This is a genomic window from Bifidobacterium rousetti (genome assembly GCF_008698235.1).
Lineage (GTDB): Bacteria > Actinomycetota > Actinomycetes > Actinomycetales > Bifidobacteriaceae > Bifidobacterium > Bifidobacterium rousetti.
The window spans coordinates 1-17,032 of record NZ_PEBH01000009.1 but is presented as its reverse complement, the minus strand read 5'-3'; the positions used below and the strand labels follow the sequence as shown (position 1 = coordinate 17,032).

The 17,032-nt window shown below is 64.5% G+C and carries 18 protein-coding genes; 10 read left to right on the top strand and 8 right to left on the bottom strand.

The features are described from left to right. Positions 1–5 precede the first annotated feature (5 nt). Positions 6–746, top strand: a complete 741-nt coding sequence (locus CSQ85_RS09480) for a phosphoglyceromutase (protein ID WP_107042497.1) — start codon at positions 6–8, stop codon at positions 744–746. A gap of 220 nt (positions 747–966) precedes the next feature. Here the strand turns inward: CSQ85_RS09480 and phoU are convergent, their stop codons facing one another. Further along, complete coding sequence (gene phoU / locus CSQ85_RS09475; RefSeq protein ID WP_150383870.1) at positions 967–1,647, bottom strand: phosphate signaling complex protein PhoU; 681 nt, start codon at positions 1,645–1,647, stop codon at positions 967–969. Positions 1,648–1,849: 202 nt separating this feature from the next. On the opposite strand from phoU, the gene CSQ85_RS09470 reads away from it, so the two are divergent. Beyond that, entirely contained in the window at positions 1,850–3,163 is a 1,314-nt protein-coding gene (locus tag CSQ85_RS09470) for a sensor histidine kinase (protein WP_150383869.1), read from the top strand. Between the two features lie 8 nt (positions 3,164–3,171). Here the strand turns inward: CSQ85_RS09470 and CSQ85_RS09465 are convergent, their stop codons facing one another. After that, positions 3,172–3,462 carry a DUF2530 domain-containing protein gene (locus CSQ85_RS09465; RefSeq protein WP_107042494.1) on the bottom strand — a complete coding sequence of 97 codons (291 nt, stop codon included), beginning with the start codon at positions 3,460–3,462 and terminating at the stop codon, positions 3,172–3,174. Positions 3,463–3,484: 22 nt separating this feature from the next. Next, complete coding sequence (gene serC / locus CSQ85_RS09460; RefSeq protein ID WP_150383868.1) at positions 3,485–4,627, bottom strand: phosphoserine transaminase; 1,143 nt, start codon at positions 4,625–4,627, stop codon at positions 3,485–3,487. A 327-nt stretch (positions 4,628–4,954) separates the two neighbouring features. On the opposite strand from serC, the gene CSQ85_RS09455 reads away from it, so the two are divergent. The 3 genes from CSQ85_RS09455 to CSQ85_RS09445 all read left to right on the top strand — a co-directional run bounded on the left by CSQ85_RS09455 (position 4,955) and on the right by CSQ85_RS09445 (position 8,219). Continuing rightward, the gene (locus CSQ85_RS09455) at positions 4,955–6,097 is read left to right on the top strand and encodes a CHAP domain-containing protein (RefSeq protein ID WP_150383867.1); all 1,143 of its coding nucleotides are present in this window, start codon (positions 4,955–4,957) and stop codon (positions 6,095–6,097) included. A 107-nt stretch (positions 6,098–6,204) separates the two neighbouring features. Further along, entirely contained in the window at positions 6,205–6,963 is a 759-nt protein-coding gene (locus CSQ85_RS09450) for a C40 family peptidase (RefSeq protein ID WP_150383866.1), read from the top strand. Positions 6,964–7,190: 227 nt separating this feature from the next. Further along, positions 7,191–8,219, top strand: coding sequence for a universal stress protein (locus tag CSQ85_RS09445; RefSeq protein WP_150383865.1), 1,029 nt, complete (start codon positions 7,191–7,193; stop codon positions 8,217–8,219). Positions 8,220–8,301: 82 nt separating this feature from the next. Here the strand turns inward: CSQ85_RS09445 and CSQ85_RS09440 are convergent, their stop codons facing one another. Further along, positions 8,302–8,715, bottom strand: a complete 414-nt coding sequence (locus CSQ85_RS09440; protein WP_150383864.1) for an OsmC family protein — start codon at positions 8,713–8,715, stop codon at positions 8,302–8,304. 215 nt (positions 8,716–8,930) lie between these two features. Between CSQ85_RS09440 and CSQ85_RS09435 the strand changes: the two genes are divergently transcribed. From CSQ85_RS09435 to CSQ85_RS09425, 3 genes are all read left to right on the top strand, one after another. Continuing rightward, positions 8,931–9,734, top strand: coding sequence for a thymidylate synthase (locus CSQ85_RS09435; RefSeq protein WP_223846934.1), 804 nt, complete (start codon positions 8,931–8,933; stop codon positions 9,732–9,734). A gap of 42 nt (positions 9,735–9,776) precedes the next feature. Then, positions 9,777–10,445 carry a dihydrofolate reductase gene (locus CSQ85_RS09430; RefSeq protein WP_150383862.1) on the top strand — a complete coding sequence of 223 codons (669 nt, stop codon included), beginning with the start codon at positions 9,777–9,779 and terminating at the stop codon, positions 10,443–10,445. 76 nt (positions 10,446–10,521) lie between these two features. Then, positions 10,522–11,076, top strand: coding sequence for a low molecular weight protein-tyrosine-phosphatase (locus tag CSQ85_RS09425; RefSeq protein ID WP_150383861.1), 555 nt, complete (start codon positions 10,522–10,524; stop codon positions 11,074–11,076). Positions 11,077–11,221: 145 nt separating this feature from the next. On the opposite strand, the gene CSQ85_RS09420 is transcribed toward CSQ85_RS09425, so the two are convergent. From CSQ85_RS09420 to CSQ85_RS09405, 4 genes are all read right to left on the bottom strand, one after another. Continuing rightward, the gene (locus CSQ85_RS09420) at positions 11,222–12,319 is read right to left on the bottom strand and encodes a hypothetical protein (protein ID WP_150383860.1); all 1,098 of its coding nucleotides are present in this window, start codon (positions 12,317–12,319) and stop codon (positions 11,222–11,224) included. After that, positions 12,316–12,918, bottom strand: a complete 603-nt coding sequence (locus CSQ85_RS09415) for an ABC transporter ATP-binding protein (protein ID WP_150383859.1) — start codon at positions 12,916–12,918, stop codon at positions 12,316–12,318. The genes CSQ85_RS09420 and CSQ85_RS09415 overlap by 4 nt, the downstream gene beginning before the upstream one ends. Beyond that, the gene (locus CSQ85_RS09410; protein ID WP_223846928.1) at positions 12,908–13,825 is read right to left on the bottom strand and encodes a peptidoglycan-binding domain-containing protein; all 918 of its coding nucleotides are present in this window, start codon (positions 13,823–13,825) and stop codon (positions 12,908–12,910) included. The genes CSQ85_RS09415 and CSQ85_RS09410 overlap by 11 nt, the downstream gene beginning before the upstream one ends. Positions 13,826–14,017: 192 nt before the next feature. After that, the gene (locus CSQ85_RS09405; RefSeq protein ID WP_223846927.1) at positions 14,018–14,647 is read right to left on the bottom strand and encodes a hypothetical protein; all 630 of its coding nucleotides are present in this window, start codon (positions 14,645–14,647) and stop codon (positions 14,018–14,020) included. A gap of 220 nt (positions 14,648–14,867) precedes the next feature. Between CSQ85_RS09405 and CSQ85_RS09400 the strand changes: the two genes are divergently transcribed. Both CSQ85_RS09400 and CSQ85_RS09395 read left to right on the top strand, forming a co-directional pair. Next, positions 14,868–15,524, top strand: a complete 657-nt coding sequence (locus CSQ85_RS09400) for a response regulator transcription factor (protein ID WP_150383857.1) — start codon at positions 14,868–14,870, stop codon at positions 15,522–15,524. Between the two features lie 116 nt (positions 15,525–15,640). Further along, on the top strand, positions 15,641–16,870 hold the full coding sequence (locus CSQ85_RS09395) for a sensor histidine kinase (RefSeq protein ID WP_223846926.1): 1,230 nt from the start codon (positions 15,641–15,643) through the stop codon (positions 16,868–16,870). Positions 16,871–17,032 lie beyond the last annotated feature (162 nt).

Below are 17,032 nucleotides of genomic sequence, written 5' to 3'. Positions count from 1 at the left end.
GCCGTATGACTTACAAACTAGTACTGCTCCGTCATGGACAGAGCGCATGGAACAAAACCAACCAGTTCACCGGCTGGGTCGACGTCCCGCTGACCGAGAAGGGTGAAGAGGAAGCCAAGCACGGCGGCGAGCTGCTCAAGGAGAAGAACGTCCTTCCGGACATCGTCTTCACCTCCCTGCTGCGTCGTGCCATCAACACCGCCAATCTCGCGCTGGACGCCGCGGACCGCCTGTGGATCCCGGTCGAGCGCAGCTGGCGTCTCAACGAGCGTCACTACGGCGCTCTGCAGGGCAAGAACAAGACCGAGATCCGCGAGGAGTACGGCGACGAGAAGTTCATGCTGTGGCGTCGTTCCTACGCGACCCCGCCGCCCGAGATCGACCCGAACGACGAGTACGCCCAGAACCACGACCCGCGTTACGTGGGCGATCCGGTTCCGGAGGCCGAGTGCCTGGCCGACGTCGTCAAGCGCGTCGAGCCGTACTTCAAGTCCGACATCGAGCCGCAGCTGCGCGCCGGCAAGACCGTCCTGATCGCCGCCCACGGCAACTCGCTGCGTGCCATCGTCAAGATGCTCGACAACCTGTCCGAGGAGGAGATCGCCAAGGTCAACATCCCGACCGCCATCCCGCTGCTCTACGAGCTGGACGAGGACTTCAAGCCGGTCAAGCCGCGTGGCGAGTACCTCGACCCGGAGGCCGCCGCCGCCGGTGCCGCCGCCGTCGCCGCCCAGGGCCAGAAGTGAGTTTAGGCCGTCGCTGAGCACAGCGTCGTAAGGGGGACGTTCCCAAGTGGAACGTCCCCCTTTTGCATGTTTCGGCTTAAAACAAAACGACGCAAGACCAATCAAGGCCATTGCGTCGTTTCGGGCCTCCCCGTGGGGAGAAATCTTCAGTTATCGGGAGATGCCGGATTCCGGCTGTCGGCGGTCATACCTCGATCGCCGACAACCGCAACGGGGCAATTCACTCGATGGCGCCATCCTCGTCGCGAGCCGGCTCCTTGGACGGATCGAAACCGGAGACGATGAACACCACACGGCGGGCGGCGGACACGGAGTGGTCGCCGAGACGCTCGAGGAAGCGGCCGAGCAGGACCACATCGATGATCTGCTGGCGGGTCAGCTCGACGTTCTCGTCGAGGGCGAGCTCGAAGGTCTTGTGGTGCAGGGCGTCCAGCTGGTCGTCGCCGGCGATGACGCGCTCGGCGGTCTTGGCGTCACGGTCGGCGAGCATGCTCACCAGATTGTCGGCCGTGCGGTCGAGGAAGTCCTGCATCTGCTGGAAGGTCTCCTTGGCCGAATCCGGCAGCGGGGAGGCGGGGTAGGTGCGGCGGGAGATCTCGGCCACGTGCTTGGCGAGGTCGCCCATGCGCTCGAAGGTGGTGGCCAGACGCATCGTGGAGACCACGACGCGCAGGTCGGTGGCGACCGGGTTCTGCTTGGCCAGCAGCTTGACGCACTGGTCGATGACGCTCTCCTCGAGGGCGTCGAGTTCGATATCGCCGTCGATAACGCTCTGGGCGGCTTCGACATCCTGCTTGAGCAGGGCGTCGCCCGCTCCGCGGATGGACTTGCGCACGCCCTGAACCATGCGGTCGAGGTCGTCGGCGACGGCCTTCAGCTCCTCATTAAAGATAACGCGCATTGTCTTTTCAGCCTTTCGTTCTTTTCCGATTACTCTGTGAAATAGCAACCGTTCATAAGTCTATTATTCCGCATTGATGATTGCGACAACGTAGCGCAAACGCCATCTGATGTTGGTTGGCCGTTCACTGGATCGTTCACCTTGCGTTCAGGTTACGGCATGTCGTCCCGCGGCGTCGGCGCCGGTGTGGGAACATGAATGCATGTACGATTCCCCTGTGCCCTCGATGATCGTCTCGACGGTGTTCGGCATCATCGGCGTGGCCATGGTGCTCGCCATCATCCTGTTCATTTTCGATCATGTGGAACCGCTTGTCGAGCGTGTGCTCCACGGCGTGTCGGTCACCCAGTGGATCGGCGGGAAGATTCGCAACCGCAAAAGCGGGGCGTTTTTCCGTCGCCATCGCAGGAAGCGTTCCTCCGACGATGACCACGAGCTTGACGCGTCCGCCGAATCCCTGCTGTCGATCCTGCCTAGCGCGTCGTTGATCGTCGACGGTCAGGACGATGTGGTCCGGGCCAATCCGCAGGCGTACCGGCTCGGTGTCGTGCGCGACGACAGCATCGTCGAACCCGCCGTCCTCGACGCCGTGCGCGACGTGCGCAAGCATGGCGGCAGACGCCGTTTCGACCTTGAGACGGAAACCCCCGAGCGCTTCGTCCAGGCGGCGCCTTCGGGCGCGGGTGTCGGTATCGGCGCCGGTGCCGATACCGATGGAGGCGCGAAGGGCGGCGTGCGCAGACCGAACTGGCTCAAGGTCACGGTCGGCCGCGTCGATGAGCGGTTCGTCGTCGTGATGATCGACGACGTGAGCGAGACGGTCCGGTTCTCGCAGATCCGTGATTCCTTCATCGTCAACGTCTCCGAACAGCTGCTCGCCCCGACGCAGGCCCTGTCCGGTCTCGCCGACGAGCTCGAGCGCGACGGCGTGGACCCGGAGCGTGTGCGTGAGGACGCCAGACAGGTGCGTGTGACCAGCGCGCATCTGAATCACATGGTCTCGGACCTGCTGCTGCTCATCAAGGCGCAGGAGCCGGTGGTCCCCTCGGCAGCGAATCGTCTGAACGTGATGGAGCAGCTGGACTCGGTCGCCTCCGGCGTCTCCGGCATGGCCAAGGCCGACCGTGTCCAGCTGCATGTGGACGGTGACCGCTCGCTGGTCATCAACGGCGAGGCGGAGCAGATCCGCACCGCCGTGACCAAGCTCGTCGAGAACGCGATCGCCTATTCGCCGAGCGGCGGATACGTCGGCGTGTCGGCCGAGCGCGACGCGACGGGACGGTACGCGGTGATCCGCGTCATCGATCAGGGCAAGGGCATCCCCAAAAACGAGCAGGGGCGCATCTTCGAACGCTTCTACCGGGGCAGGGATCAGGACGAGCGCAGCGCCGACGGCGTGGGTCTCGGCCTGTCGATCGTCAAGCATGTGGCGCTGACGCACCACGGCACCGTCGCCGTGTGGTCCGCGCCGGGGCAGGGCAGCACGTTCACGCTGTCCCTGCCGCTGGCGCGGTAGGGACAGGGCTACTGCCCGAGGCGACGGTAGTCCCAGCGGTCCAGATGCTCCCAGATGAGCAACAGGACACCGACGACCACGCCCGAGGCGCACACGACCTCAACGGTCTCCATGGTCGCCGCGTCGAAATTCAGCGCCTTGAGGATCAGGCACACGACCAGCGCCAGCGCCCACAATCCGGTGCCGATGAGGAATACGGTGCGCAGGTCCACACGCACCGGTTTGGGCGCGGGGCGACGCACCGACGGATCGATGATCGGCGCGAAGCGAAGGTGCGGCGTGCGGCGGGGATGACTCATGGCTCGGCTCCGTTTCGGGATGTCAGAGATGTTCGACAACGTAGTCTACGCACTCGGTTAGGGCGACCACGTCCGAGGGCTCGACGGACGGGAACACGCCGATGCGCAGCTGGTTGCGGCCGAGCTTGCGGTATCCGGACGTATCCACGATCCCGTTCTCGCGCAGCGCCTGGACCACGGCCGACGCGCTGATCGAGTCATCGAGGTCGATCGTGACCACCGAGTGCGAGCGCGCGGCGGGGTCGGAGACGAACGGCCGGGCGTATTCGGAGCGTTCGGCCCACGAGTACAGCAGCGAGGCGGACTTGGCGCAGCGCGCGGTCGACCAGTCCATGCCGCCGTTGTCGTTGAGCCAGCGCACCTGGTTCTCCATCATGATGAGCGTCGCCACGGCCGGGGTGTTGAGCGTCTGGTCCTTGCGGGAGTTCTCGAGCGCGCTCGTCAGCGACAGGAACGGCGGCACCCAGCGGTTCACGCCGGGCAGGCTCACGTTCGCCTCGACGCGCCTGGCGCGTTCGATGGCGGCGGGGGAGAGGACCGCGACCCACAGTCCGCCGTCGGAGCCGAAGGCCTTCTGCGGGGAGAAGTAGTAGGCGTCGGTCTGCGAGACATCCACCGGCAGCGCGCCCGCGGCCGACGTGCCGTCGATCAGGGTGATCGCGCCCTGCTCGAGGCTGCCCTCCACGCGGCGCACCGGAGCGGCGACGCCAGTCGAGGTCTCGTTGTGGGCCCAGCAGTACGCGTCCACGTCCTCGGTGAGCTCCGGCAGGCGGTAGGTGCCCGGCTCGCCCTTGAAGATCGTCGGGGCCTCGAGGAACGGCGCCTTGGATGCGGATGTCGCGAACTTCGAGCTGAACGATCCGTATGCGCCGAACGCCGCCTTGCGGGTGATCAGGCATGCGCAGGCGATCTCCCAGAAGCAGCTCGCGCCTCCGTTGCCGAGGACGACCTCGTAGCCGTCGGGCACCTTGAAGAACGATTCGAGACCCTCGCGGATGGAGCCGACGAGCTGGCGCACCGGCGTCTGCCTGTGCGAGGTGCCCAGCAGGGTCGTGGCGCCGGCGTCGAGCGCGGCGACCTGTTCGGGGCGGATCTTGCTCGGGCCGGAACCGAAACGACCGTCGTCGGGCAGCATGTCTGTAGGGATCTTCACTGAATTGGCCATGCCCACCACCCTAGCCAATCGTGCGGATGGCGTGGCCCGGCGGCCGTATGGCGGGCGGGACTCGACTCGGGGTTTTCCCTGACCCCCGGAGGATCGTCTCGGAAAAATTCGTCGCGAAACCGGAACAGGCCCCGCGAACCGTTGCGCCGCAAGCAAATCGACGATGAATATAAGGCGAATAACGGGTGACTAAACGGCTATGTCAAACGTTTGACACGCCTCATTCGTTTGGCGAAAGACCGGGGCGCGTTGTATGGTGGCGAATCGAGACGGTGATGAGGCGTCCCCTAGGGGTCGTCCGATACGGCCCGCAAGGAGTGATTCTGTATGAAGCATGCTGCACGCAACGCGGCTAAGACTTCCATTCGAAGCAACGGTACGTCCGATTCCGGTAATCTGTTCACCGCTGCTCGCGGCTCCCATTCCCGCAGGGCCGTCATCGCCATGCAGATGGCTGGCAACAACGGCGCCGTCCTCGGCCTTGAGCCGGCGGTCGCCCAGAAGCTCAACGAACTCGCCCCCATGTCGCGCCGCGCCATCCGAGAGGCCGCCCGTGCGGCCGAGCGCCGCAACTTCATCGTGGGATCCGCCTCGCTCGCCGCGCTGGCCGGCACCGCCGCCACCGCAGTGGCGTTCGCCAATCCGAGCGACGGCCTGATGCCGCTGGCCGAGGACTTCGCCACGACCACCACGCAGATCCAGCGGGTCGGCGCCTCCTCGGTCTCCCGTTCCGACGCCCGTGTGCCGCTGGCCGGCACCGCCGACTCCTCCGCGTCAACGGGTTCCGCCTCTGCTTCCTCCACCTCCTCCTCCGACGCCGCCAAGACCTCCGACGGCGCCACCGCCTCGGATATCGCCGACGCCGCGACCGGCGACACGGTCTCCTCCTCCACCGCTTCCACGGACTCCAACAGCGCCAACGACGGTGCGAAGTCCGACTCCAAGTCCGATACCGCCAAGCAGACCGTCAGCAACGGTTCCTGGTCGCTGAGCGATTCGAACGACACCCTGAACGTCAGCCTGATGTCGAAGTCCCTGGCCAACAACCCGACCGTCGCCAAGCTGCTCGACGGCGACAGCAGCCTGCTGCCGGCCGGCTTCGACCCGAACCACCCCACCGGTGACAGCGGCAACGCCTACTCGTTCAGCCAGTGCACCTGGTGGGCGTACAAGCGCCGTCAGGAGCTCAAGCTGCCGGTCGGCTCCTATCTCGGCAACGGCGCCCAGTGGGCCGATTCCGCCCGCGCCCTCGGCTACTGGGTCGACAACACCCCGCGCCACGTCGGCGACATCATGGTCTTCCGCACCGGTCAGGAGGGTGCCAGCTCCGTGTACGGCCATGTCGCGATCGTCGAAAGCATCAACCCGGACGGCTCCGTCACCACGTCCGAGTGCGGCGCCTCCCTGCAGGGACGCACCGTGTCCCGCACGTTCACGAACGTCTCCGACTTCCAGTACATCCACTACTGATCGTTTGTGATCTTCCTCATGGCCCTCGGCGTGTCGGCGCGACGATGCCCGGCAGGCGGTACCCTGAGTTGAATTTCAGGGTACCCGGATGCTATGGTGGTGCCTCGATGAAGACCTTAAAGAACTCTCTTTCCATGGTGATCGCCGTCGTGGCTGTGTGCGCGGCGTTTATTTCCATCGCGCCAGCCGCCACCGCCGCCGGTGAATCCGGCGTCGTCTCCTCCGAACGCTCATTCCCGAAGGCTTCGTCCGCACGCAAGGACCTGCTCAAGGAATCGACCTCCACCGATGTCGAGCAGGACTCCAACTGGGGCGGCATCGAATCGCTCGACGTCCCCAAGACCAAGTCGCAGGCCGAGAAGGACGCCGAGGCCAAGGCCCAGCAGGAGGCCGCGGCCGCGGCTGCGGCCGCTCAGGCCCAGGCCAGCGCATCCGCCGCCAGCCGCTCCGGATCCCGCAGCAACCTGAGCACCGCGGGTTCGGGCGCATCCAGCTTCAACCTCGGCTCCGTCGAGGCGCCGACCAGCAGCAACGGCGCCGCCGTCGTCTCCTATGCTGCCCAGTTCCAAGGCGTGCCGTACGTCTACGGCGGCACCACGCCGTCCGGTTTCGACTGCTCCGGCTTCACCCAGTACGTGTACGCGGCCTTCGGCATTAGCCTGCCGCGCGTCGACAACCAGCAGCGCGTCTGGGCGCAGGCCAACGGCACCAAGGTGTCCAACCCGCAGCCGGGCGATCTCATGTGGCGCCCCGGCCATGTCGGCATCTACGTCGGCAACGGCATGATGATCCACGCCCCGCGCCCCGGCAAGAGCGTGTCGATCGTTCCCGTGTACGCCTCCTTCGAGTACTACCGCGTCATCTGATCGTTGATCCGAATTGATCCGATCGTTGATCGGATCAAGGTCTGAGTCCTGATCACCATCACCTGTCAAACGCCTCCTTCGGGAGGCGTTTTTCGTTATCGCCGCAGTTTTTGGGCATGGTGTTCGCCGTGGTGTTCACACGCATCGGACGAAACCGGGGTATTGTGGGAGGCACAGGGGGCGACGGCGCCGCAACGCCGCCGCGTATCACTTGCAAGGAGGTCGTCATGATCAACGACAAAGCGATCCTCGTCGGCGTTGACGGATCGAATGCCAGTTACAAGGCCACATGGTGGGCCGCAAACTATGCCAAGCATGCCGGGCTCACGCTCCAGATCGTGTGCGCGTACTCGCTGCCCAGCTACGCCGCCGTGAGCTTCGATGCCACGTACACCGCGATGGGGGATGACAACGCGGCCCACTCCGATGCGCAGGAGATCCTTTCCAAGGCGAAGGCGATCGCCGACGAGCAGGGCGTGGAGGCGGCGACGCTGATCGTCACCGGTGACCCGGCGTCCGTGTTCGTCGAGCTGAGCCGCAACTACAACCTGATCGTCATCGGCAACCGCGGCAAGGGCGGCCTCGCCGAGCGTCTGCTCGGCACCACCTCGTCCTCGCTGCCGGCGTACGCCTACTGCCCGATCGTCGTCGTGCCCTACACCGACGACGACGGCAACCTGATGCACCTCAACAACACGATCACCAAGGTCGCGGTCGGCTCCGACGAATCCAAGTGGGGCCTGAAGGCGCTCGAGATCGCCGCGTCCTTCGCCAACGCGTGGGGCGCCGAGCTCGACGTGATCTCCGCCGCCCCGCAGGTCAAGGGCGCCGACGACGCCGTGTACGAGTCGTACATGGAGGATCTCGAGACCCGCGTCAAGCCGCTCGAGGAGCAGTACCCCGACCTCGCCATCAGGAAGCGCATCGTGCCCGGCTCCGCCGTGGATACGCTTACCAAGGCCAGCTTCGACCATGACGTCGTGGTCGTCGGCTCCCGCGGCCGTGGCGGCTTCACCGGCCTGCTGCTCGGCTCCACCAGCCAGGGCCTGATCCAGCACGCCGCCGGCCCGGTGTACGTCGTGCCGCGCAAGTACGTCGAGGCCGCGGAATCCCGTCTCAACACGGTGCCGAGCTCGCCGGCCGAGGTGCCGCCGAAGCCGCTCGACGACATCAGCGGCGTCGAGGAGATCCCGGTGCCGAAGGCCGAGCCCGAAGTCGCCAACGAGATCGAAAAGACCATCGACCCCGAGCACTGATCCGTTGTACAACCAGAAAAGCTCCCCACCCGGGGAGCTTTTCCATTATCGGCAGTTATTGAGCAGGGGGTGATCCCGCACTTCAGTGCTTGACCGTGACCTCCATACGCACCGGCGTCTCCTGCACATACGTGTGCTTGACCGTGCAGGCCTTGTCGATGTGGCGCGTGATGCGCTCCTTGAGCTTGTCGGCGTCCTCGTCGCTCAAACCCGCCTCGGTGGCGTCGACGACGACCTGCTCGCTGAAGTTGATGTACGCGTCGTTGTCGGCGTCATACGTGCCGTCCACGACGATCTTCGCGCCCTTGCCGTCGCCCAGCGCGTGCTCGACCGCGAACTGGCTGGACAGCGCGGCGCAACCCGCCAGCGCGATCTTCATCAGATCGCCGGGCGTGAACTGACCGCGGTCCTTGCCGAACTTGATGTGCGCGCCGTCGTCGCTGAACGCGTCCCAGGAACCGTCCTTGTTGCGCTCCACCCACAGTCGCTTGCCCATAATGACTCCTCGTGTTGTCCGTTGTTGTCCGTGCGGCGCGCCAACCGTGCCGCGACATCTCCAATCTAGCCCAAACATCGCGTTCCGAGGCGGGGACACGGTCGTATGCTGGCGATTCGGACGCCATCGCTACACTGGTGCGCATGGCTTTGACCGAAGAACAACTCGCTGACATCCGCTCCCGCATCCCCGCGCGCCCCGTCACGGACATCCCGATGCCCTATGAGGACCTCGTGCGCCGGATCCTGACCGAGGGCACGCTCAAATCCGATCGCACCGGCACCGGCACGATCTCCCTGTTCGGCCAGCAGATGCGCTTCGATCTGTCCCAGGGGGCCTTCCCGCTGCTCACCACGAAGACCGTGTTCTTCAAGGGCATCGCCTACGAGCTGCTGTGGTTCCTCAAGGGATCGCGCAACGTCCGCTGGCTGCAGGAGCATGGCGTGCATATCTGGGACGAGTGGGCCGACGAGAACGGCGATCTGGGTCCGATCTACGGCGTGCAGTGGCGGTCGTGGCCGGCTCCCACGCCCGAGGACCCGAACCGCACGATCGACCAGATCGCGAACGTGATGGATTTGATCAAGCACCATCCCGACTCGCGGCGCATGGTCGTCACCGCGTGGAACCCGGCCGAGGTCGAGCAGATGGCCCTGCCGCCCTGCCACGCCCTGTTCCAGTTCTACGTGGCCGACGGGCGTCTGAGCTGCCAGCTGTACCAGCGCTCGTGCGACATGTTCCTCGGCGTGCCGTTCAACATCGCCTCCTATTCGCTGCTCACCCTGATGATGGCCCAGCAGGCAGGCCTGAAGCCGGGGGAGTTCGTGTGGACCGGCGGCGACTGCCACGTCTACGACAACCACATCGACCAGGTGCTCGAGCAGCTGTCGCGTGAGCCGTACCCGTACCCGCGGATCGAGATCGACAAGGCCGACTCGCTGTCCGACTACCGATACGAGGACTTCCACATCATCGACTACAGGCATCACCCCACGATCAAGGCGCCCGTCGCCGTGTGACACTAGACTTGCCGCTAGTCCACAGCATTCAAGGAGTTTGAAATGGAGCATGACAGTAGCCGAAGCGGCTATCACGAACCCGAGCCCGGGGAGGCCGGGCTTGAGGAGACCGAGGACTGGGGCGACGATTTCCCCAAGACGTTCTCGATCAACCTGATCTGGGCCGAAGCCCGCGACAAGGAAGGTCGTCCGGGCGCCATCGGCTTCGATGGGGGCATGCCTTGGCATCTCGCCGAGGATATGAAGCATTTCAAGGAGCTCACCGTCTCGCACCCGGTCATCATGGGGCGCCGTACGTGGGAGTCTCTGGGGGCGAAGTACCGCCCGCTGCGCAACCGCGACAACATCGTCGTCTCCCATGACGCCTCGTACCGTGCGCCGGGGGCCACCGTCGTCGACAGCCTCGAGGACGCGCTCGATCTGGCGCGTCAGGAGGCCATCCCGGACGACGGCCTCGACCGCTCCGAGATCTGGGTGATCGGCGGGGCGCAGTTGTTCGAGGAGGCCCTGCCGGAGGCCAACAAGGTGTACGTCACCCTGCTCGACACCAAGGTGGACGCCGACACGTACGCGCCCGACATCGCCGCACTCGCCAAGGCCGGGCACTGGGACGTCGCCGACCGCTCCCCGTGGCTCAAGCCGGACAAGGAGAAGGACGGCAAGGACATCCGCCGCTACCGCTTCCTGACGTACGTGCGCGCCGCGCGCTGACACGACACCGAACACGACACCGAATCGGCAACGCCGAACCGACGAACCAGCAAGAACTTACGAGGACACATATCCCATGGCCGACAACCGCACCAGCGACCATACGAACGACCACAAGTACACGGTGATGACCGTCTGCACCGGCAACATCTGCCGTTCGCCGATGGGGGAGATCATCCTGCGCCACTACTTCGACGAGCGTGGGCTCGGCGACAAGGTGGACGTCGAATCGAGCGGCGTCTCCGACGAGGAGTGGAGCCACCCGATCGACCCGCGCGCCGTGCATGTGCTGCGCGAGCGCGGCTACGGCGACGAGATCCCGCGCGATCACTTCGCGCACCGCATCTCACGCGACGAGATCGCCCGCACCGACCTGTTCCTGCCGATGACCGCCTCGCACATGCGCTCGCTGCTGCGACTGCTGCCGCCGGGCAAGCGCGCCGAGGTGCACATGTACCGCAGCTTCGACCCGAACCTGCCCAAGCCGCCGGCCGGCCGCGAGGACACGATCGATCTGGTCGACCCGTGGTACGGCGGCCCGCACGAGTTCGAGGTCGCCATCGACCAGATCGAACAGGTCGCCCCCTACATCGTCGACTGGGTCGCCAAGCAGCTCGATACCGAGGCCTGAACGCAGCGGCTACAGGACAAAGCGGCTCGCGAAGCAGGTCTGAGGGACGACTGCGGCAGCCGGTAATGGCCGACATCTACGGCATCTAACGGACTCCCGAACCTCTTCGGGAGTCCGTTTCTCATAAGGAGGCTGTTTCTGCGCTTTATCGTTCTTTGAAGTAGATGAAAAGATGCCGTTCCTTGATATGAAGGGTGGCGGCGGTGACGGCGAGCAGGTAGGCGGCGCAAGCGGTGATGATGGTCTGTGCGGCGTTGAGGGTGACGGCGGTTCGGTCGGTGGTGTCGATGAGGAGTCTGACGGCGGTCATGTCGATGGGCAGGCTGATGGCGGTGACGAGCAGGATGGTGATGCTGGTTTCGATGATGATCTGCGTGGCGAGTGCGGGTTTGGGGACGCCGCAGTGCAGTGCGGAGGCGATTTCGAGCCGGCGGCCGCGTATGAGCAGGTATCCAGCGGCGAGGGCGATGAGCGCGCCGCAAACGGGCAGGATGCGTGTGGAGCGCTGCCGGTAGAGAGTTTGTCCGTCGAAACCGTCACCTTTGGTGGTGTTGAGCTGGCCGAGGGTGGGTGCGTCGTCGCCGGTGGTTTTCGCGTTCGGAGTGAGGGCCGACCATAGGGAGTTGCGGGTCCGGCTGGTTTGCGGCCAGGTCTTGGCCCAACAGGCGTCGAACGTGCCGGTGGCGGGTGTTTCCTCCATGAACGCGTACGAGTATCCGGGGGTTCGACCGTCGTCGGGGTATTGGTAGACGCCCTTGACGCGCGCGGTGCGACCGTCGGCGAGGCCGATCGTGCCGCCGGTGGAAGTGCCGAGCGTTTCGGCGACTTGCTGCGAGGCGATCAGCCCGGTCGTGTTCGTGTCCTGTTTCGTGTCGAGGAGTTTGGCTAGTCCCGGGGTGATCTGGTAGAGGGGAGTGGTGGTGTCGGGCAGGGCGGCGAGGGTGAGCGGGTCCGCCGTGCGGATCGCGCCGGCGGCCTGAACGCTCGTAAGGCTGACAAGGCGTTCGCAGGATGTAGCGTCGATGCCGTCCGGCGCGTTGAGCACGAGGATGTCGGCACCGGATTGCCGGTATACGCTTGCCTGGTCGAGGATGGCCGAGCCGGCGACGATGTCCATGACGCCCATGCCGGCGGCGGTCAGGGCCAAGGCGAAGACGGCCGGGGCGAGGCGGGCGGCGCCGCTGGTGATGGAGCGCCATGCCTCGGAGATGACGGAGGTTGCTTGCATCGTGGTGTGGTTCATTGGTAGTTCTTCAGGTCGATGATGTCGGTGCATGCATCGCGCGTGTTCGGGTCATGGGTGGAGACCACGACGATCGTGTCGTTGCGGGCGATATGGGAGAGAGATTCGCTGACCGTGGACGCGGTGTGCATGTCAAGCTGGGCGGTGGGCTCGTCTACGAGCATGAGCGATGGCTGGGCCGCGAACGCGCGGGCGAGCATGAGTCGCTGGGCCTCGCCGCCGGACAGTTCCGCGAACCTGCGGTCGGCGACCCAGGTCAGGTTGAACCGGCCCATGAGCGTGCGTGCCCGTTCCTCGGCCTCGCGGCGAGAGAGCCCTTTGGCGAGCAGGGGCAGACTGACGTGGTCGATCGCGGTGCGTTGGGCCACGCCGTGCGGGTTCTGGAAGATCCAGCGCATTGAGTCGATGCCCTGGCGGGTCACCCGGCCTTCGGCGGGCGTGGTCCAGCCGGCGATGATGCCGAGCAGCGTGGATTTGCCTGCGCCGCTCGGCCCGGTCAATGCGTACACGCGCCCGGGCGTGAGGCTCGCGGTCAGGCCGCGGAACAGGAGCGGGCCGTCGGCGTACCGGTGGCCGACGTGGTCGAGGTCAACGCGCATCGCACGCCGCCTGTCCCGGATCGGCCTTGATGCGCGCGGGCGCCTTGCCGTCGATCGTGACCAGCGTGCGTCCCAACGAGCTGCCGGCCACGTGCGCCTTGACGCTTGCGCCGTCGGTCGAGACCACGCATCCCTCGCTGCCCTTGAGCCCGGTGAGGGCGGACGCGGGCACCGAGTACACACCGACCGGCTTCTTGAGCTTGTAGGTCACGGTCACGCTCGTGGTGTCCTCGCCGTCCTTGCGAGCGCCCGTGTACGTGGACCATCCTGCCATCGCCTGCAATGCGGCCGTATCCGACACGATGCCGTCGTCGCCGATGGGATAGTCTCTACCGTTGATCTCGACCACGCGATCGCCCTGGATGCGGCCATCCGGCAGGGACGCGGCCTTGACCGACGCGACACCGGCCAGACTGCGGAACGCGGGCGAATCCGTCGAATCCCCGGTCACGGTCGAACCCAGCGACGCCACGCACGACACGCTCATCGCCTGCGCGGGCAGCCACACCGCCAACGCACGGGAAAACGCGCCCTGCTGGACCTCGGCCGCCGCGGCCGTGCCGGCGTTCGCCACGTACAGGCGCCGCCACGCGTCCCACGTGGCCCAGTCGAACACGCCCGACCGGGAACCGCCGTAACCGAGCGCGGCCAACTCGTCCTGCAACGCCTTCACATCGTCGCCCTTATCCCCATACGCCAGATCACGATATAAGGGAGTGTTAGTATGCAGGCTCACCAAGGGCGTACCGTCCACGTCGTACTCGTGCGAGCCCGAACGCACCACGCCGTCTGCGGGACACGACGCGAACGTGACCCTGCCCGACACCGGAAACGAGACCCCGCTGGCCGGCGACGCCGTCACGTCCACGTTCAGGGAACGCGCGTCATCGAACTCCTCCGACCCCAACGCAAAACTCCCCGCATCTGAGGAAGCCGACAGGGACGGTGGCGTCACCGTCCGCTCCAACCCCGCAGCCAAGCCCATGCCCGCCGCCAGACACGCAACCATGCACGCCGCCACAAACCCCACTCCGTTCACCCGCCGACGCGTGCGGGCACCATTCCTTCCCGATCGAAACACGAGCATCACCCTTTTTCTCTACTTGCTTGGGTTCGCCAGACACTGTGAGAACGCATCCGACGACGTATCCAGCTTCGACGACCCTTCGGGCTTGCCCATCTCGGTCAGGTAATCCTGCTTCGTGAACGAATCAGGCACCAGCTTGCGTCGTTTCAGGCAACCCACGACCAGTTCGATCTCGTCCGCGTTCGACGGGTTCTGCACCATCCGCTCGTACAGGTCGCGGATCTGCAGGTTCGTGCCCTTCGCGCACGCCATGCTGTCCTCGTTCGCCTTGGCCGAATCGTAGTTGTCGTCCGTGTTCATGTGCTCCTGCATCAACCCGGTGGACTGGTCCGTGTCGAACTCCACGTCATCACCCTTGGCTGCCATGCACTCCCGGTACTTCTCGTTCGCCTCGCGGTAATCCGACTCGCTGATCCTGCCGGCCTTGACTGCGCGCTCCAACACATCGCGCTCGAAATCGCTCGACGCCGACTGCAACGCCTGCTTCAACTCCGCCTCATACGACGAAGACGAAGACGATGTGGAGGAGCTTTCATTCGGCGTACCGGCGCTCCTGAAACCGGGCGCCGAGCAGGCGCCCAGACCCAACACCGCCGACAACACGCCTGTGGCGGCAAGCATGCGCAATGCATCTTTCGACATATGTTCCCTTTCGTTGTTCATGCCATCGTTCTTGTTCCGGTGAACCTTCCCGGTGAAGAGGGCAGGTCGGGAAACCCGTCCGTTCGGGGTCAAAGCTACAGCGCGCATGTTCGTGGGTCTCGGGTTCTGACCCGTCGCTGACGGAACCTGACCGATTCCTGACCAAGTTGGATGCGGATGCTATGGTGTGCCGCATTGTTCTGAGGAAAGGGCGGGCCGGATGAAGGTGCTGATCGTCGAGGACAACGTCAATCTCGCCGACGTGGTGCGGATGGGGCTTTCCATGGAAGGCATGGAGGCCAAGGCCGTCTATGACGGTAGGGATGCCCTGGAGGAGCTGGATTCCGGCGAATGGAACATGCTGATCCTCGACCGTGATCTTCCGGGGGTGCACGGTGACGACATCGCCCGTGAATTGAGCGAGCGACGAGACCCCATACACATCCTCATGCTGACCGCGGCGTCGCAGACCGACGACATCGTACGTGGACTTGACCTTGGGGCGGATGACTATCTGACCAAGCCGTTCGAGTACGCGGAGCTGTTGGCCAGGGTCAATGCGGTCCGTCGGCGTTTGGGGTTGTCGAACGACATGGTCTACCGCCGGGATGGTTTCTCGGTGGATTTCCGAACCGGGACCATATCCGTCCACGGTGCTGAATTGACATTCGGGAGACGGGAGCTTGCCGTATTGAAAGCGCTGATCGAGGCGCGCGGCGCGGTGATGAGCACGGAGCGGCTCTACCGCGAGATCTGGCAGGATGACCATGCCCACACGAGGGGAATCGTGAAGACCACGATCTATGCGATTCGCACGAAAATAGGGATTCCCGATTTCATCGAGACCGTTCCGGGACAGGGATACCGCATATCATGACGACGTCGAAACAGGATTCGCAAGACCGGGAGCAAGCTGCCCGTCCAGGGTTGCGCCTCCCGTTTCGCTGGTCCACGAGAAGAAGATTGGTCGGTACGATAGTCATCGTATTCGTCATGCTCACCGGCGTGGTGACCGCCGCGACATATTATGTCGTGAACCGCCAACTGGAAACGGTGACCGTCAATCGATCCTTCACTCAGGCCGAGGATGCCGATGAGCATCGCAGCGTTGAACAGCACGGTCTGAATCCGCAGGTGAATCCGCAGGATACTCGTTCCGGGGCTGATGAGGACTACGTTTCCGCCGGATACGATTCCGGATCGGATACCCTTATGCTGACGATGAGGCAGGGGGACGAACAATCCAGAAATCTGATATTGGCGGTGAGCATAGTGCCGATTATCGTCTTCGGGCTGCTGTCCGGAGGGGTGACCTGGATCATCGCGACTCGGGCGCAGCGCAGGATCAACGGCGTGGCCTCTCAGATGGTCTCCGCCAATGACGGACTGGAAAGACGGCCCATCGTCATCCCGTATGAGCATGACGAGGCCTCGACCATCGCGGCCGCATACAATCGCATGCTGAAGGACCTCAACAACGCGATCGTCCGGGAAAAGGAGTTCATCGCGAATGCCTCGCATGAACTGAAGAACCCGCTTGCGGCCACTGCGGCGGCGCTGGAAGTCCCATTGCACAATCGGCTTTTCGATGAGCGGTGCAGGCCTTTTGTCGAAAAGGCCCTGGCGTCGAATAGTGCCGGGGTCGAGATCGTCGATCATCTGCTCGAACTGTCGAAGGTGCAGCAATTGGATCGCGCCGATCTTGGACGGGTCGATGTGGCCGGCGTCATCCGTACGGTGCTTCAGGACAACGAGCATCTCATGGCGGATGGCGTCGAGATGCATGTCGATCTTGAGCGTGTCTATATTCTTGCCGATAGGTTGTTGCTCAGGCAGATGATCACGAACCTCATCCTGAACGCCGTCCAGCATAATCAGGATGCTCACCCGCAAGTGTGGGTAAGGTTGTCCGGTGATATGCGGTACGAAGGCGAACCCTGCGTGATGATGGAAATCTCCAATACCGGTGAGGATCTTTCCGGGGCGAACGTGGATGACTTATTGGTCCCCTTCAACAGGGGAGACGCCAGTAGGGTGACCGCGCATGGGGGACCTGCGTCGGCCCATCATGGATTGGGATTGTCGATAGTGCGGGAGATCGTCATGATGCATCATGGTCATCTGATGATGCGGCCGAGGCAAGGCGGCGGCTTGGAAGTCACCGTATTCTTGCCCGCGGCGTCATCGGAATCGCAGACCGAATCAGGTCCCGAACCGGAATAGTGCAGCATGATTCGGGGGTGGCGACTTGCACGCCGGAAATGCGAGAGGCCTTGGAATCATTGCGATTCGCAAGGCCTCTATTGTGGTACCCCCAGAGAGAGTCGAACTCTTCGTGACGGTGGCGTCATAGCGCCAATCCGCGGAAAATGGCGGTTCACGCAC